20 protein-coding genes are annotated in these 23713 nt (G+C 40.7%); all 20 read right to left on the reverse strand.

The window, feature by feature from the left end:
• Positions 1 to 16: 16 nt before the first annotated feature.
• Positions 17 to 1021, reverse strand: a complete 1005-nt coding sequence (locus AC6CIB_RS05325) for a polysaccharide deacetylase family protein (RefSeq protein WP_498278453.1) — start codon at positions 1019 to 1021, stop codon at positions 17 to 19.
• A gap of 538 nt (positions 1022 to 1559) precedes the next feature.
• Positions 1560 to 3683: a polyribonucleotide nucleotidyltransferase gene (gene pnp / locus AC6CIB_RS05330; protein WP_498278455.1), complete on the reverse strand. Its 2124-nt coding sequence runs from the start codon at positions 3681 to 3683 to the stop codon at positions 1560 to 1562.
• A 353-nt stretch (positions 3684 to 4036) separates the two neighbouring features.
• Complete coding sequence (rpsO, locus tag AC6CIB_RS05335; protein WP_034760125.1) at positions 4037 to 4306, reverse strand: 30S ribosomal protein S15; 270 nt, start codon at positions 4304 to 4306, stop codon at positions 4037 to 4039.
• 135 nt (positions 4307 to 4441) lie between these two features.
• Complete coding sequence (gene ribF, locus AC6CIB_RS05340; protein WP_498278457.1) at positions 4442 to 5386, reverse strand: bifunctional riboflavin kinase/FAD synthetase; 945 nt, start codon at positions 5384 to 5386, stop codon at positions 4442 to 4444.
• Positions 5387 to 5404: 18 nt separating this feature from the next.
• The gene (gene truB, locus AC6CIB_RS05345) at positions 5405 to 6313 is read right to left on the reverse strand and encodes a tRNA pseudouridine(55) synthase TruB (protein WP_498278459.1); all 909 of its coding nucleotides are present in this window, start codon (positions 6311 to 6313) and stop codon (positions 5405 to 5407) included.
• Positions 6314 to 6413: 100 nt separating this feature from the next.
• Entirely contained in the window at positions 6414 to 6782 is a 369-nt protein-coding gene (rbfA, locus tag AC6CIB_RS05350; RefSeq protein WP_148968773.1) for a 30S ribosome-binding factor RbfA, read from the reverse strand.
• Between the two features lie 55 nt (positions 6783 to 6837).
• The gene (locus tag AC6CIB_RS05355) at positions 6838 to 7116 is read right to left on the reverse strand and encodes a DUF503 domain-containing protein (protein WP_498278461.1); all 279 of its coding nucleotides are present in this window, start codon (positions 7114 to 7116) and stop codon (positions 6838 to 6840) included.
• Entirely contained in the window at positions 7113 to 9284 is a 2172-nt protein-coding gene (infB, locus tag AC6CIB_RS05360; protein ID WP_498278463.1) for a translation initiation factor IF-2, read from the reverse strand. Before infB ends, AC6CIB_RS05355 begins: the two co-directional genes overlap by 4 nt.
• 4 nt (positions 9285 to 9288) lie before the next feature.
• On the reverse strand, positions 9289 to 9606 hold the full coding sequence (locus tag AC6CIB_RS05365) for a YlxQ family RNA-binding protein (protein WP_149155540.1): 318 nt from the start codon (positions 9604 to 9606) through the stop codon (positions 9289 to 9291).
• A gap of 10 nt (positions 9607 to 9616) precedes the next feature.
• On the reverse strand, positions 9617 to 9886 hold the full coding sequence (rnpM, locus tag AC6CIB_RS05370; RefSeq protein ID WP_113968187.1) for an RNase P modulator RnpM: 270 nt from the start codon (positions 9884 to 9886) through the stop codon (positions 9617 to 9619).
• A gap of 12 nt (positions 9887 to 9898) precedes the next feature.
• Complete coding sequence (nusA, locus tag AC6CIB_RS05375; protein ID WP_498278465.1) at positions 9899 to 11032, reverse strand: transcription termination factor NusA; 1134 nt, start codon at positions 11030 to 11032, stop codon at positions 9899 to 9901.
• Positions 11033 to 11067: 35 nt separating this feature from the next.
• Positions 11068 to 11538, reverse strand: coding sequence for a ribosome maturation factor RimP (rimP, locus tag AC6CIB_RS05380; RefSeq protein ID WP_498278467.1), 471 nt, complete (start codon positions 11536 to 11538; stop codon positions 11068 to 11070).
• A 186-nt stretch (positions 11539 to 11724) separates the two neighbouring features.
• Complete coding sequence (locus AC6CIB_RS05385; RefSeq protein ID WP_498278469.1) at positions 11725 to 16044, reverse strand: PolC-type DNA polymerase III; 4320 nt, start codon at positions 16042 to 16044, stop codon at positions 11725 to 11727.
• Between the two features lie 93 nt (positions 16045 to 16137).
• Positions 16138 to 17847 (reverse strand): proline--tRNA ligase, encoded by a 1710-nt coding sequence (locus AC6CIB_RS05390; protein ID WP_498278471.1) that lies wholly within the window; start codon positions 17845 to 17847, stop codon positions 16138 to 16140.
• Between the two features lie 149 nt (positions 17848 to 17996).
• On the reverse strand, positions 17997 to 19253 hold the full coding sequence (gene rseP / locus AC6CIB_RS05395; RefSeq protein ID WP_498278473.1) for an RIP metalloprotease RseP: 1257 nt from the start codon (positions 19251 to 19253) through the stop codon (positions 17997 to 17999).
• A 117-nt stretch (positions 19254 to 19370) separates the two neighbouring features.
• Positions 19371 to 20513, reverse strand: a complete 1143-nt coding sequence (dxr, locus tag AC6CIB_RS05400) for a 1-deoxy-D-xylulose-5-phosphate reductoisomerase (RefSeq protein ID WP_498278674.1) — start codon at positions 20511 to 20513, stop codon at positions 19371 to 19373.
• Between the two features lie 34 nt (positions 20514 to 20547).
• Complete coding sequence (locus AC6CIB_RS05405; protein WP_498278475.1) at positions 20548 to 21333, reverse strand: phosphatidate cytidylyltransferase; 786 nt, start codon at positions 21331 to 21333, stop codon at positions 20548 to 20550.
• Positions 21333 to 22124, reverse strand: coding sequence for an undecaprenyl pyrophosphate synthase (gene uppS / locus AC6CIB_RS05410; RefSeq protein ID WP_498278477.1), 792 nt, complete (start codon positions 22122 to 22124; stop codon positions 21333 to 21335). The genes AC6CIB_RS05405 and uppS overlap by 1 nt, the downstream gene beginning before the upstream one ends.
• A gap of 279 nt (positions 22125 to 22403) precedes the next feature.
• Positions 22404 to 22961 carry a ribosome recycling factor gene (gene frr, locus AC6CIB_RS05415; protein ID WP_498278479.1) on the reverse strand — a complete coding sequence of 186 codons (558 nt, stop codon included), beginning with the start codon at positions 22959 to 22961 and terminating at the stop codon, positions 22404 to 22406.
• Positions 22961 to 23686 (reverse strand): UMP kinase, encoded by a 726-nt coding sequence (gene pyrH / locus AC6CIB_RS05420; RefSeq protein ID WP_148968763.1) that lies wholly within the window; start codon positions 23684 to 23686, stop codon positions 22961 to 22963. Before pyrH ends, frr begins: the two co-directional genes overlap by 1 nt.
• Positions 23687 to 23713 lie beyond the last annotated feature (27 nt).

Raw genomic sequence — 23713 nt, forward strand, 5'->3', positions numbered from 1 at the left:
TATTCATGATGCAAACTTACTGCTTCTTATTACTATTTCCTTGTTGTGACGAATTATCGACGTCTTCTACGATTCTCTCTTCTTTAACTAAGCTTGAGATCGTACCAAGTCTTAAATTTTTTTCTTTTATTTGAAGGATCAACATGTTTAACGAATTGGCAGTTGAAGCTGTCGGATGCATAAGTACAATTGCCCCCTTGTGCATCTTACTCATCACACGCTCGATTAACACGCTGGGTTGTGGTTTTTGCCAGTCAATCGTATCCACACTCCACATAATCGTTCTCATGTGCATTTCGTCTGCGATATTTATGACTTCCTTCCGGTAGCTGCCGCTTGGTGGAGCAAACCACTTCACTTTCTCCCCTGTGGTCACTTCAATCATTTCATTGGTCTTTTTCAATTCTTCTCTTACTTTGGCTGACTCCAATGTTTTCATATCCGGGTGAGAATATGAATGATTACCTACTTCATGTCCTGCGTCCACGATCATCTTCGCTAAGTCCGGGTTATTTTTCACCCATCTCCCCTCTAAAAAGAACGTAGCATATACTTGGTGTTTTTTCAAAGTTCCAAGCATATCCGGGATATATTCATTTCCCCATGCTACATTGATAATAAAGGAGACCATTGGTTTATCCGGATTCCCCCGGTAAACAGGGGAAGCAGGCAAATCAGGTAAGTGCTTTTCAGGAGGGATTTGCTTGTAGATCAGTTTATCTTCATCGAATGATTTTTCTTTTTTCATATTTTGAAGAGACGCTTCTACATCCACTTTCAAACCATTATATCCTGGTGTAGCTTTCCAAACTGTATCTATTACAGCATCTTGAGCTGGGACTTCTCTCAATTTTGCTTCTTCTTTTATTTTTCGAGTTAGATCATTTGGTTGGCTAACTCCATTCACTTCTAGCGATTCTTGTTTTAGTCCTGTCACATACTGATCTGATAACGGATTTTCAACGACAACTAAAGTCAGAATAGCAATTAGACTAATTCCAATCAAGTATTTTCTTTCCATACCTGTCCACCTTCCTTCTCATAAAAACATATGAAGGAAAAGGACCTGGTAGAACAAAAGCGGAGGGGCTTTACTCAGAGGCGACTAGCATATGGCGAACATGGCGGAAAGGCGTATTTTGCCTTTTGGGCATGTTCGTCTTATGACCTCGAGCCTCTAAGCCCCGGAGCTAGATGATACAAAAGCGGAGGGGCTTTGCTCAGAGGCGACTAGCATATGGCGAACATGGCGGAAAGGAGCATTTTGCCTTTTGGGCATGTTTGTCTTATGACCTCGAGCCTCTAAGCCCCGGAGCTAGATGATACAAAAGCGGAGGGGCTTTGCTCAGAGGCGACTAGCATATGGCAAACATGGCGGAAAGGAGCATTTTGCCTTTTGGGCATGTTTGTCTTATGACCTCGAGCCTCTAAGCCCCGGAGCTGACTGATACAAAAGAGAAGGCTACTCCTTCAGCCCTGAATGATAGCTCCACAGATAAAAAAAGCCGCCCCCTCAGGAGCGTTTGCTCCTTACAGGACAGCCTGCCAATCTCAAAAGATTATGCTTGGTTTTGTTCTTCTTTTTCACGCTGCTCTTTTAGAACAGCTTTTCTAGACAAGTTGACTCTACCCTGGTTATCGATGTCAAGAACCTTAACAAGGATCTCATCGCCTATGGCTACTACATCTTCTACTTTGCGAATACGCTCTTCTGCAAGTTCAGAAATGTGGACCAGTCCATCTTTACCACTGAAGATTTCTACAAATGCACCGAATTTTTCAATTCGTTTTACTTTCCCTAAGTACATTTGTCCAGCTTCAACTTCTCTTACGATATCTTCAATTGTTTTCTTAGCAACTTTGTTCATTTCTTCATCAGTAGAAGAGATGAAGATCGTTCCGTCCTGTTCAATATCAATCTTAACGCCTGTTTCGTCGATGATTTTATTGATTTGTTTACCACTTGGCCCAATAACATCACGGATCTTATCAGGGTTAATATGCATGGTTAAGATTTTCGGTGCATATTGAGAAAGGCTGGTTCTTGCTTCACCTATTGTTGCTAACATGCTATCAAGGATCTGCATTCTTCCTTTTTTCGCTTGTTGAAGTGCTTCTTCAAGAATCTCTCGAGATAACCCATCAATTTTGATATCCATTTGAAGAGCGGTTACACCCTTAGAAGTCCCAGCTACTTTGAAGTCCATGTCACCCAGGTGATCTTCCATCCCTTGAATATCCGTTAAGATGGAATAGTTTTCACCAGATTTGATCAGACCCATGGCGATCCCTGCTACAGGTGCTTTAATAGGAACACCGGCATCCATCATCGCTAATGTACTGGCACAGATACTTGCTTGGGAAGTTGAACCATTTGACTCAAGTACTTCGGAAACAAGACGGATTGTGTACGGGAAGTCTTTCTCGTTTGGAATAATGGGATCCAAGGCTTTTTCCCCTAGTGCTCCATGTCCGATTTCACGACGACCTGGTCCTCTGATTGGGCCTGTTTCCCCTACACTGAATTGAGGGAAATTATAATGATGCATGAATCGTTTTGATTCTTCAATTCCTAGACCATCAAGAACCTGAACATCTCCTAAAGCCCCTAATGTACAAATGCTTAGTGCTTGGGTTTGTCCACGAGTGAACAGTCCCGAACCATGTGTTCTTGGTAATAAACCAACCTCGGAAGAAAGTGGACGGATTTCGTCGACTTTACGACCATCAGGACGCACTTTATCTTCAGTAATCAAGCGACGAACTTCATTTTTAACAAGCTTGTCTAATACTTTTTTCACTTGCTTTAGTGTAGCTTCATCGGCTTCTTTCTCTTCTTCATAAACAGCCATCACTTTATTCTTTACTGCTTTAATTGCGTCTTCACGGGCATGTTTTTCTTGAACTTGAATCGCAGGGATCAGTTCGCTTTCACATAATGAACGAACCTCAGCTTCAACGGCTTGATCAAGTTCAACAAGTTGAATTTTTGATTTCTCTTTACCGACTTTAGCAACAATTTCCTCTTGGAAGGCAACTAAACGCTTTATTTCTTCATGACCAAACATGATTGCTTCAAGCATTGTCTCTTCCGGTATTTCATCTGCACCTGCTTCAACCATGTTGATGGCATCTTTCGTACCGGCTACTGACAAATGAATCTCACTTTTCTCCAGCTGCTCCACTGAAGGGTTAATAATAAATTCTCCATCAATCAGACCAACTATTACTCCAGCAATCGGACCCTCAAATGGGATATCAGAAACAGATAGTGCAAGTGAAGATCCGAACATAGCTGCCATTTCAGATGAACAGTTTTGGTCTACACTCATCACTATGCTGATTACTTGTACTTCATTACGGAATCCATCTGCGAACAATGGACGGATAGGACGGTCGATTAAACGGCTTGCCAGGATCGCTTTTTCACTCGGACGCCCTTCACGTTTAATAAATCCTCCTGGAATTTTACCAACTGCGTATAATCTTTCTTCATAATTCACAGTTAGTGGGAAGAAATCCAGTGGTTTTGGCTCTTTTGAAGCTGTTGCACTACTTAATACCGCAGTATCTCCGTAGCGTACCATTACCGCTCCATTGGCTTGTTTGGCAAATTGGCCTACTTCGACCGTTAATTCTCTTCCTGCCCATTCAATGGAAAAGGTTTGTTTAGTTTGTTCCATAAAGTGTGCCCCTCTCTTTATATATCACTAAAGGGTTCGGTCTGTACCTAACCCGGATAAATATTGTAAATAAACTAATCTATATCATGCACATTTGTGCCGTTATATTCGCTTTGGTGAATAACATAAGGAACTATGTAACTATAGTAAGAACTCTCAATGGAAAGCTCTATTTACTCGCATTAAAGATTCGAATTAACTCTTATGTACATATTATGTATTTTAGACAAAAACTATATAATTGAATACTTTTCGCGATAAAAATATTTAAAAATAAGTGGGGGATCATACAATGATTTCCACTTATCAAAACTAAAGAAAAAGCGGGACATAATCCCGCTTCCTTTGTCTGTTTATCGACGTAAACCTAATTTGTTGATTAACTCACGGTAGCGTTGTACATCTTTCTTACGTAGGTAAGATAATAGATTACGACGGTGACCTACCATTTTCAGAAGACCGCGACGAGAGTGGTGGTCTTTCTTGTGAACGCGTAAGTGATCGTTCAAGTTATTAATTTCTTCAGTTAGGACAGCAATTTGAACTTCTGGAGATCCAGTATCGTTCTCATGTACTTTGTATTCACTGATAAGTTCGTTTTTACGTTCTTTAGTGATAGCCATCCTTTTCACCTCCTAATAATTTCTTTCAAATCCCCTGTTACTGAGCAGCCGTTGGTGAATCGTGATGCCAAGCAAAGGTTCATTTCATACGCTATTTAGAATACTACTCTTTTCAACAAAAATCAAGTATAAACCTCAAATTTCCGAAAAGTAGTGTATCGCTTTGTCTTTATCTTTCTGAATTTGCGAGATTAATTCCTCTATCCCCGAAAACTTCTGTTCATCTCTAATTCTTTCATACCATTCTATATACACTTCTTCGCCATATATTGATGCATGAAAATCAAAAATGTGAACTTCAATTGATAGAGAGTATTCATCAGGATTTTTAAAAGTAGGCTTATAACCAATATTGCATACACCATCGAACCATTTATCATGAATTTTCATTCTAACAGCATACACTCCCACTTTAGGGGTCAGATAGTCGTAGGCCAACTCAATATTGGCAGTAGGAAAGCCAATTTTTCTGCCCCTCTTATCCCCATGTATGACTGTCCCTTTCATTTTAAACGGCCTGCCCAGGAGCTGACGAACCTTCTTTACGTCGCCTTCTTTAAGGCTTTCTCTTATGAACGTTGAACTTACTTTCATATCATCATCTGTAAGCTTCGAAATTGTAGTAGAAGTAAACATATCGCGTGAATGGAATGGAAGTGTTTCCATCGTCCCTTTTCCTAAACGTCCATATGAGTAATCGAAGCCTGCTACTACATGCAGTGCATTGAGCCCAATCATATATTGATCAACGAAGTCCTGAGGGATCAGACTTGCAAATTCTGAAGTGAAACGGACAATAAATAAATAATCCACACCCAGTTCCTCTATTATTTCTTTCTTATCTTCCAGAGGTGTTATGTAGTGTATATGCTTGTGTTTATGACCAAGCACAACTGAAGGATGAGGATCAAATGTCATCACCGCACTGCAAGCCTTGAGCTCCTTCGCTTTTTCTACTGCTGCCCTGATTACCCTCTGATGTCCTCTATGCACTCCATCGAAGTACCCCAGAGCCAATACAAGGGGTGGAAAATCATTCTTACTAATTGAATGTGGATGATGTACAGTTATCACTTTCACAGTATTTCACCTTTTTCACTAGTCGTTGAAAAGCACTTTGACAGGCTTGATGACCCCTGGTTTGTCCGGATGACGGCGATAGATGGCAATAGCCTTACCATGATACTCCATCACTACCTCTCTGGTTTCCGGCCAATCCTCAGGCTCTTCCAAGCGTGCTCCGTTCTTCACTTTCTCTGCTAATGTATCATTAATTGCCATTTTCGGCAAATGAGAAAGGCCCATTTCCAGTGGAAGAAGAAGTTCTTGTGGATTCTCATTATCAACGAACTCTTTTACATCTTCTAAGGTAATACAGTCCTCTTTCCTGAAACTGGCTGATTGTGTACGGGTAAGGGCTGACATATGAGCTGGATATCCAAGTCTATTTCCAATTTCAACAGCAAGGGTTCTCACATATGTACCTTTGCCGCAAGCTACTTCAAATGAAAAAGCCGGATCATTCCTGTCTAACTCATCCCACTCCTCCAGTAATTGAAGCTTATGGATATGAACGGTTCTTGATGGTCTATCAACTTCAATCCCTTGTCTTGCATACTCATATAACCGTTTACCGTTTACCTTTACCGCTGAATACATTGGAGGGGTTTGCGTAATATCGCCGGTTAAACTTCTGAGAATTTCCTCAACCTCTGCTCTGGTAATCGTACGGTCCACCGTCTTCTCTTCAACTGGTTCACCCCAAGCATCTTCTGTCGTAGTCGAGGAACCGAGCGTGACTTCCCCTTCATAGGTTTTTCCCGATGCTGTAATGTACTCAGCTATCTTCGTCGCTCTTCCAATACAAATTGGAAGTACACCAGATACTTCCGGATCAAGTGTGCCTGTATGGCCGACCTTTTTCGTTCTAAGGAGCTTTCTTAATTTAAATACACAATCATGGGACGTCATGCCACGGGGCTTCCATAGGGGCAGGATTCCATTCATCTTAATACCTCCACTATTGTTCTTTCTTTAATACAACAATTAGAAAACAAAAGGACTAATCCATTGGAATTGTAGTTCCCTCCGGATCAGCCCTTTCTAGTTACTCTTCTGTGTCTTTAGACTCTTCTGGTTCATCTTGAACTTTTCTTAATAAAGTTTCAATATGATTACCATAATCAATCGATTCATCAAACTCAAAAATAATTTCAGGTGTTTTGCGTAGACGGATTCGCTGTCCTACTTCAGAACGGATGAACCCTTTTGCCTTCGCCAGACCTTTAAGCGTGTTTTCTCTTTGGTCTTCTCCACCTAGAACGGTAATATACACTTTTGCCTGTTGTAAATCACCAGTTACCTGCACATCTGTAACTGTAACAAAGCCAATGCGTGGGTCCTTTATTTTTCGTCCGATAATATCGCTGAGCTCTTTCTTCATTTGCTCGCTAACACGATTCGCACGATGGCTCATCAATATCACCTCTTATATATCGTTAATGGTTATATGTTGGAACATAAGCAACTCTCTATAATGACTCGATTTTGGTCTCCAGTCTCTCCCACTCTGGAAAAGAATCAATGAATTTCAATGCATGCTCAATTTCTCTTTCACTGGCTCCTTTAGAAGAAGCGACGGTGACGATGGCAATCCTGGTACGTTGCCATACATCCTGGTGTCCGATTTCAGAGACAGATACATTAAATTTTTGTTTGAGGCGTGACAAGACCCTCTGCAGGACCGCCTGCTTTTCTTTTAAAGAGTGAGAATCATAAATCATGCACTCACATTCTACATATGTGATCATTTACGTGTAATTTCCTCCATGATGAAGGCTTCGATTACGTCGCCCTCTTTCACATCGTTAAAGTTCTTAATCGTAATACCACACTCGTAACCTTTGGCTACATCTTTCGCATCATCCTTAAAACGTTTAAGGGCATCCAGTTCACCTTCAAAGATAACAATTCCATCACGAATTAGACGAACGCCGCTATCGCGAGAAATTTTACCTTCTGTTACATAGCTTCCCGCAATTGTACCAACTTTAGACACTTTAAATGTTTGACGAACTTCTGCTTGACCAATGATTTTTTCTTCGAATTCAGGGTCCAGCATCCCTTTCATAGCAGCTTCAATTTCCTCCATTACCTTATAGATAATACGGTGTAATCGAATTTCTACTCCCTCAGTATCAGCTGTACGTTTCGCATTTACATCAGGGCGAACATTAAAACCTATAACAATGGCGTTGGACGCTGCTGCCAGTGTAATATCTGATTCGTTAATCGCTCCGACACCAGTATGGATGATACGAATATTTACACCTTCAACTTCAATTTTCAGCAATGAAGCGGCAAGAGCTTCTACTGAACCTTGAACGTCTGCTTTAAGAACAAGGTTGAGGTCCTTCATTTCACCTTGTTTCATTTGTTCAAACAGGTTCTCAAGGCTTACTTTAGACTTCTCTCCCCTCTGTGCTTGCAGAGCTTGAGAAGCACGAGCTTCACCAACGGAACGAGCCGTTTTCTCGTCTTCGAATACAACGAAACGATCTCCAGCTTGAGGAACATCATTTAAACCTGTGATTTCAACAGGAGCAGATGGACCTGCTTCTTTCACACGGCGACCAAGGTCATTGACCATTGCGCGAACACGACCGAATGTATTTCCTACTACGATTGGGTCTCCAACTTTTAATGTCCCGTTTTGAACAAGTAAAGTCGCTACAGATCCCCGGCCTTTGTCTAATTGTGCTTCAATTACCGTACCTTGAGCAAGGCGATTCGGATTTGCTTTAAGCTCTTCCACCTCACTAACAAGAACGATCATTTCAAGTAAATTATCGATACCTTCTCCCGATAATGCAGATAGTGGTACGAAGATTGTGTCTCCACCCCACGCTTCAGGAACCAGTTCGTATTCCGTCAGTTCTTGCATTACACGATCCGGATTCGCAGCTTCTTTGTCCATTTTGTTAACGGCAATGATAATTGGAACTTCAGCAGCTTTCGCATGGTTGATTGCTTCAACTGTTTGAGGCATGACCCCATCATCAGCAGCAACAACAATGATCGCAATATCCGTTACTTGAGCACCGCGGGCACGCATCGTTGTGAAGGCAGCATGTCCAGGTGTGTCAAGGAAGGTGATCTTCTTTTCGTCCACTTCTACTTGATACGCACCGATATGCTGAGTGATTCCACCAGCTTCTCCTGCCGTAACTTTTGTGTTGCGGATGGAATCAAGCAGAGTTGTTTTACCATGGTCAACGTGACCCATGATTGTCACAACAGACGGACGCTCTTCTACTTGTTCTTGTGTATCTTCAGTGAAGTATACTTCAAGATCAGTGGCATCTATTTTGATCTCTTCCTCTACTTCGACTCCATATTCTCCTGCAATCAGCTCAATTGAGTCTTTATCTAATTCTTGATTTATTGTTGCCATTACACCCAGCATAAAGAGCTTTTTAATGATTTCAGAAGGCTCTTTGTGAAGCTTTTTCGCAAGCTCTGAAACTGTCAATGACTCTGAGAACGTAATCTTTGAAGGAAGTTCTTTTTTCTTTGCAGGCTGCTGTTGCTGAGGAGCCTGTTTGAAATTTTTATTTTGCCTATTTTGTTTGTTATTTTTGTTTTTGTTGTTGTTATTATTATTATTGAAGACCTTCTTCTCCTTTGATTGGTGCTGTTGTTCGTGTTTTTTTCCTTCACGACTTTTCGGTGCTGATTTTACTTTTTCTTTGTTCGGAGCTTCTTCTGTCTTTGAAGCATTTGCATTAGAATCCTTTTGGCTTGGTTTCTGACTGCCTGAATTCCCTTTGTACATCGCGTCTAACTTTGTTACTGCGTCGTCTTCTATAGTTGCCATATGGTTTGATACCTCAATATTCAGTTGCTTTAATTTTCCGATAACATCTTTGCTTGAAACATTGTATTTTTTTGCATATTCATAAACACGCATCTTGCTCATATGTTCACCCCCACTGAGATTCATCGAGCAGTTCGGATAATTTCCCGGCAAAGCCTGCTTCCATTATAGCCACCACTACCCTGGCTTCTTTTCCAATGGCCTGACCTAAATCATTTCTGCTATCCACCAAACTAACCGGGACATTGTAGGATTTACATTTGTCCGTGATTTTCTTGTACGTATTAGCAGAAGCATCTTTGGAAAGAATGACAAGTTTTGCTCGTCCACTACGAACTTCTTTAATAACAAGTTCTTCACCTGAAATAATCTTACGTGCCCGATTCGCCAATCCTAAAAGTGACATCCAACGATTTTGATTCATACGCTAAACGTTACTCCTTCTCCACAAGGCTAATCAATTCATCGTAAAGAGATTCATCTATTTTCGCTTGTAATTGATTGGCTAATGTATTTTTCTTTTTAGCTTGTAAAATGATGTCTTTATCCTTGGAAAGATAAGCTCCACGCCCAGACTTCTTACCGGTGGGATCGATGGAAACCTCCCCTTCTTTCGAGCGGACAATCCGTATCATTTCTTTCTTCGGTTTCATTTCACCCGTTGCCACACATTTGCGCAACGGGATCTTCTTATTTACACTCATCTTACTCACCTCTTAATCTTGATTGTCGAAATCAATATTTAAAGGCTCGTTATCATACTCTTCCTCTTCATCTTGCGGAAGGAATGACTCTTCTCGAGGATATAATCCCAGGTCACGAGCGTCTGTTTCACTCTTGATATCAATCTTCCAGTTTGTCAATTTGGCTGCAAGACGGGCATTTTGGCCACGTTTACCGATTGCAAGTGAAAGTTGATAATCCGGAACAACTACTCTTGTCGCTTTATCATCTTCATTTACCTGTACATCCAGCACTTTCGATGGACTTAATGCATTGGCTACGAATGTTACAGGATCTTCTGACCATTGAACGATGTCAATTTTTTCACCTTTTAATTCGTTTACAATTGCCTGTACACGTGCCCCCTTGGTTCCTACACAAGCTCCAACGGGATCTACCTCAGAATTTTCTGCATGAACAGAGATTTTAGAGCGATCTCCGGCTTCACGTGCAACAGATTTGATTTCTACCGTTCCATCAAAGATTTCAGGAACTTCGATTTCAAATAACCGCTTCAGTAATCCGGGGTGTGTTCTTGAAACAAAGATTTGAGGACCTTTTGTCGTCTTCTCAACCTTTGTAATAAACACTTTAATGCGATCATGAGGTTTATATGTTTCATTTGGCATCTGCTCGCTCACTGGTAAAAGCGCCTCAATCTTGCCTAGTGCCACATAGATAAAACGATTGTCCTGACGTTGAACGATACCTGTCATGATATCTTCTTCGCGATCCACAAATTCGGAATAGATAATTCCTCTTTCAGCTTCTCTTACTCGTTGGGTAACAACCTGTTTAGCCGTTTGGGCAGCGATACGGCCAAAGTCCTTTGGTGTAACTTCCAACTCAACAACGTCTCCAACCTCGTAGCTAGGGTTGATTTCCCCCGCGTCTTCGACAGAAATCTCAAGGCGGGAATCAAATACTTCGTCTACAACTTCTTTACGAGCGAAAACTCTCATCGTACCCGTTTCAAGGTTGAGGTCTACACGGACATTTTGTGCTTGGTTAAAATTTCGTTTATAAGCCGACACAAGTGCAGCTTCAATTGCTTCAATGATGACATCTCTTGCAATGCCTTTCTCTTTCTCTAAAACAGTAAGAGCATCTAATAACTGAGTGCTCATGGTGGTTTCATCCCCCTTTATAGTGCGGTTAGTTCCTATGAAAATGTAACAGCTAATCGTGCGATCGCTATCTTATCTGTTGGAATTTCAACCTTCTTTTTTCGAGTCTTAATGGTTACTTCTAATGCTAATTGGTCTGAAGTATAGGAAAGAAGTGTGCCTTCGAAGGCCTTTTCACCGTTCAACGGCTCATATGTTTTCACATAAACGTTTTTGCCGATGGCTTTCTCGAAGTCCTTTTCTTTCTTTAAAGGACGTTCAGCTCCTGGTGAAGAAACTTCTAAAAAGTAATTATGAGGAATTGGGTCAATTTCATCTAACTTTTCACTAAGTCTTTCACTTACTATTCCGCATTCTTCAATGTCAACACCAGAATCTTTGTCGATAAATACACGAAGAAACCAATTGGATCCCTCTTTCACATATTCCATGTCGATGAGTTCTAATGACATGTCGTCTAAGATTGGCGTAACAATTTCTTCTACAAGTGTTGTTATTTTGCTCATACTTACCTCCTGGTCTATATGAAAATCTTGCACCAAGACTAGAAATGATAGTTCAAAAAATCTCCATGTAATAACGAAAGAGTGGGGTGCGACCCCACTCTTCTACCTTTAGAGCTATCTTTAGTATTTCCAATAAAAATATACCATAATCAACATTTTTATGCAAACAATTCCCATGGTATCAGCTTAGAATAGGGATAATTGGTTCTTATCCGGCAAGGCTTCCAAGCAGCCGTGATTGTCCAGGTACTCGATGATTGTCTTGGAGACGCGACCTCTTTGTTGAAGATCTTCTTTTGAGAGAAACTCCCCATTCTGTCTTGCATTCACAATATTGATGGCCGCATTTGTCCCAAGCCCGGGAATCGAGTTGAACGGTGGAATCAATGAATCTCCATCTATCACAAATTCAGCCGCTTGTGAACGATACAGATCTACCTTTTGGAACTTGTATCCCCGCTCACACATTTCAAGTGCCAACTCCAGTACTGTTAACGTGTTCTTTTCTTTTGGAGATGCATCCAGGCCTTTGCTGTTGATTTCTTCTATCTTAGCCCTGACTGCTTGAGATCCCCTCACCATGGCTTCAATATCGAAATCCTCTGCACGAACGGTGAAGTAAGCAGCATAGTAAAGCAGAGCATGATGCACTTTAAAGTAAGCGATACGAACAGCCATTAATACATAGGCAGCGGCATGGGCTTTCGGGAACATATATTTGATCTTCAGACAAGAATCAATATACCAGTCCGGTACCCCATTCTTTTTCATTTCTTCTACCCATTCATCCTGCAGTCCCTTCCCTTTACGTACAAATTCCATGATTTTAAAGGCAAGTGAAGGCTCGAGTCCTTGATAGATAAGATAAACCATAATATCATCACGACATCCGATTACTTCGCTCAGATTACAAATATTATTATGAATAAGCTCTTGTGCATTGCCAAGCCATACATCAGTACCATGTGAAAGTCCTGATATTTGAACAAGCTCTGAAAATGTCGTCGGTTTTGTATCCTCAAGCATTTGACGAACAAACCGTGTACCGAATTCAGGGATTCCAAGCGTCCCGGTCTTACACATGATTTGATCCGCTGTCACTCTAAGCGATTCCGTTCCACTGAAGATTTTCATCACTTCAGGGTCATCTGTCGGAATCGTCTTCGGATCGACACCTGATAAATCCTGAAGCATGCGAATAACGGTTGGATCATCATGACCAAGAATATCAAGCTTCAAAAGATTATCATGAATGGAATGGAAATCAAAATGTGTTGTTTTCCATTCCGAACTTGAATCATCAGCAGGAAATTGAATTGGTGAGAAATCGTAGATATCCATATAATCAGGTACTACGATGATCCCTCCAGGATGCTGTCCGGTTGTTCTTTTCACTCCGGTACATCCACTTACCAATCGATCGATTTCTGCTCCGCGGATTTGCAGCTGATGATCATTGGCGTAGCCTTTTACATACCCGTAGGCGGTCTTTTCCGCTACTGTACCGATTGTACCTGCTCTATATACATTATCTTCACCGAACAGAACCTTCGTATAGTTATGGGCGTTAGGCTGATATTCACCTGAGAAGTTCAAATCGATATCAGGAACTTTGTCTCCTTTAAATCCAAGGAATGTTTCAAACGGAATATCATGACCATCCTTCTTGTATGGAATTCCACAATCAGGACAATCTTTATTCGGCAAATCAAACCCGGATCCTACCGATCCATCATCAAAGAACTCGGATTTCTTGCAAGATGGACATACATAGTGGGGAGGTAAAGGATTTACTTCCGTTATTTCTGTCATTGTCGCAACAAATGATGACCCTACTGATCCACGGGAACCTACCAGATACCCATCATCCAGTGACTTTTTCACGAGCTTATGTGAGATTAAATAAATGACTGCGAATCCATGCCCGATAATACTCTTTAATTCCTTTTCGAGCCTTGCTTCTACAATTTCAGGTAGTTTATCTCCGTATATGCTTTTCGCCATGGCATAACTCATGCGACGCATTTCTTCATCTGCGCCTTCAATTTTAGGCGTATAAAGATCATCTCTGATTGGTTTAATTACATCTACAAGATCGGCTATTTTGTTGGTGTTATCCACAACAATTTCTTTCGCTGTTTCTTTCCCTAAGAAAGAGAATGCATCCTGCATCTCATTCGTTGTTCTAAAATGAACATCAGGAAGTTCGTGTCGATTTAACGGATTCGCCCCGCCTTGAGAGCCTACGAGAATCTTCCGGTAAATCTTGTCGTTTTCATTTAAGTAATGAACGTTACCGGTAGCCACTACCGGCTTATCCAATTTCTTACCGAGATCCACAATGTTTTTAATGATATCTTCAAGGTTTTTGTGACTTTGTACCAAATCCAACTCGATTAAATGTTGATAGACTTCTTTTGGATGAACTTCCAGGTAATCATAAAATTGAGCAGTTTCCTCAACTTCTTCCTTCCCTTTTTGCATCATCCCTTCAAACACTTCGCCTTTGTCACAGCCTGAACCTACGAGAATTCCCGTTCGATACTTTTGAAGCTGAGAGCGGGGAATTCGCGGAACACGGAAAAAATAATTCATGTGAGAAATGGATACTAGTTTATAAAGGTTCTTTAAGCCTTCTTCCGTTTGGGCAATCAGTGTACAGTGATATGGTCTTGACCGTTTGTATGCATCACCTTTCCCCATATAATCATTGAATTGATTATGATTGGTGATTCCTTTTTCAACGGCATCCTTCAGCATTTTCAATAACAAATATCCAGTTGTTTCCGCATCATAGATCGCTCGGTGATGCTGGGTCAGTTCAATATCAAATTTCTTGGCTAACGTATTTAAACGATGATTTTTGAATTGAGGATACAGTAGTCTGGCAAGCTCCAGAGTATCGATGACAGGGTTAGTCGCTTTAGGCAGTCCTGCTTTTTGATACCCCGCATTCAAGAAACCCATATCAAAGGAAGCATTATGTGCAACTAATATATCTTCTCCTGCCCATTTATGGTAGTCGTGAAGAACATCGTTTATTTCAGGTGCCGTTTGCACCATATCATCGGTGATCCCCGTTAATTCAATTGTTGTAGCGGATAACTGATGATGAGGGTTGGCAAACGATTCAAATTTATCAATGACTTCACCATCTTTGATTTTCACCGCGGCGAGTTCAATGATGGTATCGTAAACGGCCGAAAGTCCAGTCGTTTCAACGTCAAAGACAATAAAAGTACTATCTTCTAAAGGTAGATCCCGGTCGTTATAGGCAATTGGAACCCCATCATCAACAAGATTGGCTTCCACACCATAGAGAAGTTTAATATCATTTTTCTTGCTTGCGCTGTAGGCTTCCGGGAAAGATTGCGCAACGGCATGATCCGTTATAGCAACCGCTTTATGCCCCCATTTTTTTGCTTGGGCAACAAGACTTGCCACTGAAGAAACGGCGTCCATCTGACTCATTGGAGTATGCATGTGAAGCTCCACTCTTTTCTCATCAGCAGGAGCAGTATCCAATCTCAGAACCGGTTTGATTTCATTCACATCGTTGGCGATCATCACCAGGTCACGTACGAATGTATCATTTTGAATGCTTCCACGACAACGGACCCACATACCTTTTTTCATATTGTTCATGATAGCAGCGTCCTCTTTGTCCCTCGAGAACATTTTGACCAGGATCGAACTTGAGTAGTCTGTTACTTTAAATGTTAATAAAGTACGACCGCTACGTAATTCACGTGTTTCACAATCGAAAACATAACCTTCAATGGCGATTCGTCGTTCTTCATCATAAATCTCTTCAATCTTTCGGAAGTCAGCATCGTCTTTAATCGTAAGACCAAGCATGAATGGACCACTGGGTGCATCACTTGCTTCCTCTTTTTCAGCTTTTTCCATTTCAATAAGAGCTTGTTGGGCTCTCTCTTGATCTTCTTTAAGCTTTTCTTCTAAAAATTTCTCATACTCACTGTTTTGTTCCTCTACTTGACTTACCTCTGCATCCAACACTAGTTTAGGAAAACCAAAGTTTTCGAAAGTAGAGGTGATCATTTCACCGTATTTTCTTTTTAACTGTGTTGCTTCTGTATCATTGGAAGCCTGAACAATAATTTTATTTCCATTGATTTTCGGCTTTTGAGTATTTAATAATTTTAATAATGGCGGTGATATACCTTGAATTTCTTTCACACAGTCCTGCCAATAATCTAAAATGTGCTGGTCTGATATTTGGGTATTCACCACTTTTATCGTAAATCCGACGTTTGCAATATGTTTAAAGGAGGTTTGCAGTGCGATTGAAAATTTACTCCACACGTTACACGGAATGATTTCTTCGAATGTAAAGTAAAAATGCCATTTCTTCTCCTTGCGAAACACCGCTAGTTTTTCAATTTCAGCGTTTTGAAAGTACTTCACAAACGCATCCTCTGTTAACCCTAATTGCTTTAGCAACAGTTGAAACCTCTCTCTTTTGCCCAGGGGCTTTTCTTCCATGATCCTTCTCCCCCATTTCTAATCGTGTTATTTACAGTAGAAAAAGGGCTGACAGCTAAGGATTGCCTCCTTTAAAGTCGAGCCCTTTTCTTTTTAAGAAAGAGTCTTGTATAGTTCTTGCAGTTTTGGTAGAAGCTCGTCCTTATGCACTTCCAGCATCTCACCTGTTCTTCTTACTTTCACTTCAACGATGCCTTCTCCTGCTTTCTTCCCGACCGTTATACGAATTGGAAGTCCAATCAGATCAGAGTCAGCGAATTTAACTCCTGGACGCTCATTCCGGTCATCCATTAATACATCATAACGATTCTCGTTAAATTTGTCATATAGTTCGTTTGCAAGTGTAGCCTGTGATTCATCCTTCATATTAATCGGAATTAAATGAAGGTCATATGGTGAAAGGTTCGTTGGCCAAACCAGACCATTGTCATCATTGAATTGCTCTGCAACTGCTGCAAGGGTACGAGAGACACCTATTCCGTAACAACCCATCATGATCGATTGAGATCGGCCATTTTCATCTAAGAATGAGCAGCCTAATGCGTCTGAATATCTTGTCCCCAGTTTGAATACATGTCCCACTTCGATTCCTTTTGCGAAAACAATCGTACCATTTCCGTCAGGAGAAGGGTCACCTTCTTGAATGAAGCGAAGATCTGCGTATTGAGAAACCTCAAAATCACGTTTAGGGTTTACGTTTGTGTAATGGTAGCCTACTTCGTTTGCTCCGGCTACACCGTTTCGAATGTATTTAACTGCTTGATCAGCAACAATTTTTACATCTTTATCTAATGAACAAGGGCCAATTGATCCAATTTCACATCCGATGAGCTCTTTGGTTTCTTCGGCTGATGCCAATTCAACTACACTGGCATTTAGAAGGTTTTTCACTTTGATATCGTTAATTTCGTGATCACCACGGGATAATACCAATACATAATCATCATCTACCTTAAATAGTAGCGACTTCACACATTGAGCTTTCTCAATAGATAGGAAAGAGGAAACTTCTTCAATCGATTTACTCTCTGGTGTTGATAGCTTTTCTATTTCAAGCATATTTTCAGTGGATTGAGTATAGGAATCCACTACTTCAGCCATTTCGATATTCGCTGCATAATCGGAATTATCGGAGTATGCAATCGTATCTTCGCCGACTTCAGATAATACCATAAATTCATGTGTATCCTTACCGCCCATTGCTCCAGAGTCAGCGATAACTGCTCTGAAATTCAGCCCGCATCTGCTGAATATATTTGAATACGCCTGAAATAATGCATCGTATGTTTCGTCCAGGCTTTCAGAAGAAGAATGGAATGAATAGGCATCCTTCATAATGAATTCCCTTCCTCTAAGGAGTCCAAAACGTGGACGCTTTTCATCACGGAATTTTGTTTGAATTTGATACATGGTGAGGGGTAGACGTTTATATGATTTAATTTCGTCCCTTACTAAACTTGTAATCACTTCCTCATGTGTTGCTCCAAGGGCAAATTCACGATCATGGCGATCATGCATTCTCATTAATTCAGGGCCATACGTTCCCCAGCGTCCCGATTCTTTCCAGAGCTCGGAAGGTTGCAGGGCAGGCATGAGCATTTCAACAGCACCGGCTGCATCTAATTCTTCACGAACAATCTCTTCCACTTTTTTTAATACTTTATTTCCTAATGGCAAAAAGCTATAAATACCACTTGCATTTTGTCTTATGAATCCTGCTCTTAAGAGAAGCTGATGGCTCTTAATTTCTGCATCAGCTGGCGTTTCTCTTAAAGTAGGAATGAATGTATTACGTTGCTTCATCTATTTAGCACCTCAGTTACCATATATATTATTTATGTAGTGTGGGAATTTCCTTCTCACTATTTTATCTTAAATCAACAGGCAGTGACACCCTCATTTTTTTGATTCTGGAGGGAGAAACTGCCTGTTCATGATTCATGCATCATATTTTATAAGAAAAATCTTTGAATGTCGTTCCATGTAACAACGAGCATGAGAACCATGAGAAGGGCAAACCCGACAAAATGGACCATTCCTTCCATTTGGCGATCCACCGGCTTCCCTCTTACCGCTTCAACTGCGAAGAACAGGAGTCTGCCTCCGTCAAGGGCAGGAATTGGCAGAAGGTTCATAATTCCCAGGTTGATACTTAAGATGGCTGCCCATCTCATTAGGTAGAATATACCTGATTTAGCAACAACATCCGTTGACTGATAGATTCCGACCGGCCCTGATAATGCATCAATTGAGAACTCCCCGGACACAAGCTTTCCTAATAGAACAAAAATCATTTTGGTCCATTCATAGGTTTGTTGTGCACTATTGGTCACTACTTTGAGAGGTGACTTTTCAACAGGACTATGAACACCAATGATCCCTATTTCTTCCCCTTCTATTTCTTGAGGTTTTGGGGTGACTGGAATTTCTGTGTTTGAGCCGTTACGATCAACATTAAACCGCAGCTCATCGCCTGGGTGCTTCTGTATGATGGTGACAATATCATCCCATGTCGAAATCTCTTTACCATCTATACTTAAAATCACGTCATTTTTCTGAAGGCCGGCTTCTTTTGCTGCCCCATCTTCTGTGAGTTCACCAAGAACAGGATCATTCGTAGGAACCCCTTGCAATAAGCCTACAAGGATGAAAATGAAGAATGCTAAAATAAAGTTAAATAGCGGCCCTGCAAAAATGGCCATCGCCCGTTGGGGTAATGACTTAGATGCAAATTGTCGATCCCAGGGAGCGATTTGTGTCTCGACACCATCTTCAATGAATACGGCGTCCCTGGAAATCAAAAAGGTTTTCAGTTCCTCCTCTTCTTCTTCGTATCCACGAATATGCAGTCTGTGCTCTAAATCCGCTTCTTCTACCTCAATGACACGAATATTCGGATAGCGATCTTTGTTATTTAAGACAATTTTTTTTATTTTTTCATCCTGATCGAGTACAAGACCAACCCGATGCCCAGCCTTTAGCTCAACCATTTCCGGATCTTCCCCGGCCATTCGGACAAAGCCCCCAAGAGGCAATAAGCGAATCGTGTAGGTAGTTTCATCCTTTTTGTATGAAAACACTTTAGGACCAAACCCTATTGCGAATTCACGGCATAGAATACCTGCACGCTTAGCGAAAATTAAATGTCCAAGCTCATGAAAAAATACTAAAGCTCCAAAAATAACAACAAAGGCAATCACCGTTTGCAAATAAAAAACCACCTTTTTTATAACCTGTTGGTAACAGATCTCAATGTTTGAAGTATAGGTAAGAAACATGTCCACTATCATACTACGTTACAGAACATGTAAACATGCCCAAGTACTCTACAACCAGCTTGAAACGAGTTGTCTAGTCTGTTGATCAATCTCATGTATAGATTCAAGATCTGGTCTATGTATCACTTGATGAGTAGACATAGCCTTCTCAATATACGTTTCAATGTCAAGGAAAGATATCTTGTTTTCCAGGAACATGGAAACTGCCGCTTCATTTGCAGCATTTAGTACCGTCGGCATACTACCGCCGATCCGTCCTGCTTCATAGGCGAAAGCAAGACAGCGGAAACGATTTAAATCCATCTCTTCAAAATGAAGCTTACCCATTCTGACTAAGTCCAATCTCTTACCTGGTCTAATAAGTCTGTCCGGATAGGTTAAAGCATATTGAATCGGCACACGCATATCAGGCGTGCCTAATTGAGCCATCACAGATGAATCGTGGAATTGAATCATGGAGTGGATTATGCTCTCTCTATGCTGCACCACCTCAATTTGGTCATAAGGAATACCAAATAACCAATGTGCTTCGATGACCTCTAACCCTTTGTTCATCATTGAAGCAGAGTCGATGGTAATCTTTGCTCCCATTGACCAGTTCGGGTGGTTCAAAGCTTCTGTTACTGTGACACCCACTAATTCTTCTCTCGTCCGGTCTCTGAAGCTGCCTCCGGATGCTGTAATGATCAGTTTTTCAATATTCTTTTCTTGTTCTCCCTGTAGCGCCTGGAATATGGCAGAATGCTCACTATCAACCGGCAGTAAAGAAGTATTCTTTTTCCGGGCAGCCTCCATCACCAGATGTCCAGCCGTTACAAGCGTTTCCTTATTGGCAATCGCAATCATTTTCCCTGACTCGATGGCTTGTAATGTGGGGTGAAGTCCCACGCTTCCCAGCACTGCGTTAACAAGTAGGTCCGCATCCTGATGGCAAGCCACCTCCACCAAGCCTTCTTCCCCATAAAGGACCTTTACAGAAGATGACATTTCTTTCTTTAGTAATTCAGCATCCTCTTTTCGTTGAATAGAAATCAATTGAGGACTGAATTCTAGAATCATTTTTCTAGCTTCTTCTATATTTCTGCCAACAGACATAGCTGTCAGTTTGAATTCTTCAGGATGCTCACGGATTACATCAAGGGTTTGGGTTCCGATAGAACCGGTAGCTCCCAATAAGCTAATCTTTTTCAACAACTACACTCCTCCCGCTAGAAGCCTTCTACCTTTATAAAAGAAAGTGTAGAAGGGGAAACACAAATAATAAACTATCAAAACGATCGAGCATTCCACCATGTCCCGGTAATAAATGCCCGGAATCTTTTACTTTGTAATGTCTTTTCAAAGCTGATTCGACCAGGTCTCCAACTTGCCCAAAGACAGATAGAATAGCAGTCACGATAATAAGTTTAGGAATGGACATATCAAGATCTGTGAAAAACGTCATGATGACTCCAACTACGATGGCACAAATTATCCCACCAACAAAACCTTCGATGGTTTTATTAGGACTGATTTCAGGCCATAGCTTTTTTTTCCCCAATGCTCTTCCGATGAAATAAGCCCCTGAGTCGGTTGCCCATATGATAAATAAAGCGTAGAAAACAAACTGTACTCCTTCATCCAAACGGATCTCCATAAAGTAATAGAAACCAATTCCTACATATAAAATGCTTAACAGAGCAAAAGACACATCATCGAATGTATAACGGTTCTTAGTTGCTACTGTATATGTTAAGAAGAGCAGCACGGCAAGAAAGGCCATTTCGATTTTGGAATAGCCAAAATCTGCTATGATCCCGATAGAATCGGTTGGGATCAAAAATACCCATAACAATGCTAAAGATAATAACCCGGGAATGGTAAAAATCCATTGCCCTCTTATCTTTAAAGCTTCATATAAACTGATGGAAGCAATAAGATACATTAAAATAATAAATGGTGTTTCACCAAAAATGATGATTGGCAAAAATATTGCTGCAGCTATCACTGCTGTAATAATTCTTTGTTTCATTAGGATTCCTCGCTTTGTAACCCACCAAATCTTCTTGAACGTCCTTGATATGCTTCAATTGCTTCTAATAAATGTTCCTTGCCAAAATCCGGCCACAGTACGTCTGTAAAAAAGAACTCTGTATAAGCTAATTGCCAAAGCATAAAGTTACTTAAGCGGATTTCTCCACTCGTTCGAATAAGCAGGTCTGGATCTTTTAAATCTTTCGTCATCAAGTAACTTGAAAATACTTCTTCATTCAATTGGTTCTCATCTAGTATTCCATTCTGAACATCTTTTAAGACATGCTTCATAGAATCTATAATTTCTGAGCGGCTGCCATAATTTAAAGCAAAGTTTAATATCAGACCGTCATTATTCTCCGTAGCTTCCATCGCCTTAGTGACGGCTCTCTTAGTGTGGTTCGGCAAGGCATCCGGAGAACCCATCATTTTCACCTGAACGTTTTCTTCTACTAATTCAGGTAGAAATGTTCCTAGAAATTCTTCTGGCAACTTCATGAGAAACTCAACTTCCATTTTTGGACGTTTCCAATTCTCAGTTGAAAAAGCATATAGAGTTAAAGCTTCTACACCTAATTCGTTTGCCAATTTCGTTATTCTTCTCACACATTTCATGCCTTCATGGTGTCCAGCGACTCTGGGTAAGGCCCTTTTTTTGGCCCATCGTCCATTACCATCCATAATAATAGCTATATGACCCGGAATCGGGTGTTTTACTAATTCTTGAAATCGATCATCCACTTCTTCGGAAGTTTGCTGTCGTTTCCATTGCTTAAGCTTGTTTAGCATAAAAAATCCTCCACCAACAATCCAAAAAATATTTACCTTTACTATCATATCAAAAAATAAGGAAGATATCTTTAAGAAATTAGATTATGTACATTCATATATGTATTTTGAACGTGTAAACGATGTTTTTTCTCTAAACGAATAAAATCAGGCAATCAGAGAAAAGGAAAAAACGACTATCATCATAAACACTCTAAACAAGCATAAAACAAAAGGACCGGCCCATAAGGAATATGAGTTCACTTATAGGTCAGCCCCTTAGGATTAGAATATGATTAATTATACTTCTAACATTTCTTGTTCTTTATCTTTTGCAATGCCATCAATCTTGACAATGCTGTCATCTGTTGCTTTCTGAACATCATCAGAATATCCACGAAGGTCATCTTCTGTAATGTCCCCGCTTTTCTCTTTCTTCTTAAGATCATCATTTGCATCACGACGAATATTACGGATCGCCACTTTTGCATCTTCAGCTTCTTTTTTCACAAGCTTCACAAGTTCTTTACGACGTTCTTCTGTTAATGCAGGAACAACGATCCGGATAATGTTCCCGTCACTTGTAGGTGTAATTCCCAAGTCTGATTTCAATATCGCCTTTTCAATATCACCTAAAGCTGATTTATCATAAGGCTGGATGACTAACATTCGAGCTTCCGGAATCGAAATACCGGCTAATTGATTAACAGGTGTCGGTGCACCATAGTAATCAACTGTAATCTTATCAAGTAGAGATGCGTTTGCTCTTCCTGCACGGATACTTGCTAACTCACGAGAAAATGTTTGAATAGCTTTTGTCATTCTTTCTTTTGCGTTTGTAATGATCGTATTTGGCATTATGCTTTCCCCCTAACGATTGTACCTATATTTTCACCTGTGATGGCTCTCTTAATATTCCCATCCTCCATAATAGAGAATACAATAAGTGGAATATCATTGTCCATACAAAGAGAAGAAGCTGTTGAATCCATTACAGCCAAACCTTCTTTCAGAACATCTAAATAGGATAGTTCTTCATATTTAACAGCCGTCTCGTCCTTCTTAGGATCTGCTGAGTATACACCATCTACGTTGTTTTTAGCCATCAGGATGACTTCTGCTTCGATTTCAGCAGCTCGAAGTGCTGCAGTTGTGTCGGTTGAGAAGTAAGGATTTCCGGTACCTGCTGCAAAAATCACAACACGTTTCTTCTCTAAGTGACGGATGGCTCTGCGTCTGATATAAGGCTCTGCCACTTGACGCATATCGATTGAAGTTTGAACTCTGGTTTCGATGCCAATTTGCTCAAGGCTGTCTTGAAGAGCCAAAGAATTCATTACGGTAGCCAGCATCCCCATATAGTCAGCAGATGCACGATCCATTCCCATCTCACTACCTATCTTACCACGCCAGATATTACCTCCACCAACGACAACTGCAACTTCAACATCAAGTTCAGCAATTTCTTTTACTTCTTCTGCAACATTTTTAATAACAGAAGGGTTTATTCCGAAGCCATCATCGCCTGCTAATGCTTCTCCACTAAGTTTCAGAACGACACGTTTGTATTTAGGAACGCTCATGGGAACCTCCATAAAAATAGAATTTTT

Source organism: Rossellomorea sp. GQ25, assembly GCF_059758515.1.

Bases quoted from the DNA above. Each gene is read 5' to 3' on its own strand.
- AC6CIB_RS05325 (WP_498278453.1), bottom strand. From the start codon at position 1,021: ATGGAAAGAAAATACTTGATTGGAATTAGTCTAATTGCTATTCTGACT.
- pnp (WP_498278455.1), bottom strand. From the start codon at position 3,683: ATGGAACAAACTAAACAAACCTTTTCCATTGAATGGGCAGGAAGAGAA.
- rpsO (WP_034760125.1), bottom strand. From the start codon at position 4,306: ATGGCTATCACTAAAGAACGTAAAAACGAACTTATCAGTGAATACAAA.
- truB (WP_498278459.1), bottom strand. From the start codon at position 6,313: ATGAATGGAATCCTGCCCCTATGGAAGCCCCGTGGCATGACGTCCCAT.
- rbfA (WP_148968773.1), bottom strand. From the start codon at position 6,782: ATGAGCCATCGTGCGAATCGTGTTAGCGAGCAAATGAAGAAAGAGCTC.
- AC6CIB_RS05355 (WP_498278461.1), bottom strand. From the start codon at position 7,116: ATGATCACATATGTAGAATGTGAGTGCATGATTTATGATTCTCACTCT.
- infB (WP_498278463.1), bottom strand. From the start codon at position 9,284: ATGAGCAAGATGCGTGTTTATGAATATGCAAAAAAATACAATGTTTCA.
- AC6CIB_RS05365 (WP_149155540.1), bottom strand. From the start codon at position 9,606: ATGAATCAAAATCGTTGGATGTCACTTTTAGGATTGGCGAATCGGGCA.
- rnpM (WP_113968187.1), bottom strand. From the start codon at position 9,886: ATGAGTGTAAATAAGAAGATCCCGTTGCGCAAATGTGTGGCAACGGGT.
- nusA (WP_498278465.1), bottom strand. From the start codon at position 11,032: ATGAGCACTCAGTTATTAGATGCTCTTACTGTTTTAGAGAAAGAGAAA.
- rimP (WP_498278467.1), bottom strand. From the start codon at position 11,538: ATGAGCAAAATAACAACACTTGTAGAAGAAATTGTTACGCCAATCTTA.
- AC6CIB_RS05385 (WP_498278469.1), bottom strand. From the start codon at position 16,044: ATGGAAGAAAAGCCCCTGGGCAAAAGAGAGAGGTTTCAACTGTTGCTA.
- AC6CIB_RS05390 (WP_498278471.1), bottom strand. From the start codon at position 17,847: ATGAAGCAACGTAATACATTCATTCCTACTTTAAGAGAAACGCCAGCT.
- AC6CIB_RS05405 (WP_498278475.1), bottom strand. From the start codon at position 21,333: ATGAAACAAAGAATTATTACAGCAGTGATAGCTGCAGCAATATTTTTG.
- uppS (WP_498278477.1), bottom strand. From the start codon at position 22,124: ATGCTAAACAAGCTTAAGCAATGGAAACGACAGCAAACTTCCGAAGAA.
- frr (WP_498278479.1), bottom strand. From the start codon at position 22,961: ATGCCAAATACGATCATTACAAACGCAAAAGAAAGAATGACAAAAGCT.
- pyrH (WP_148968763.1), bottom strand. From the start codon at position 23,686: ATGAGCGTTCCTAAATACAAACGTGTCGTTCTGAAACTTAGTGGAGAA.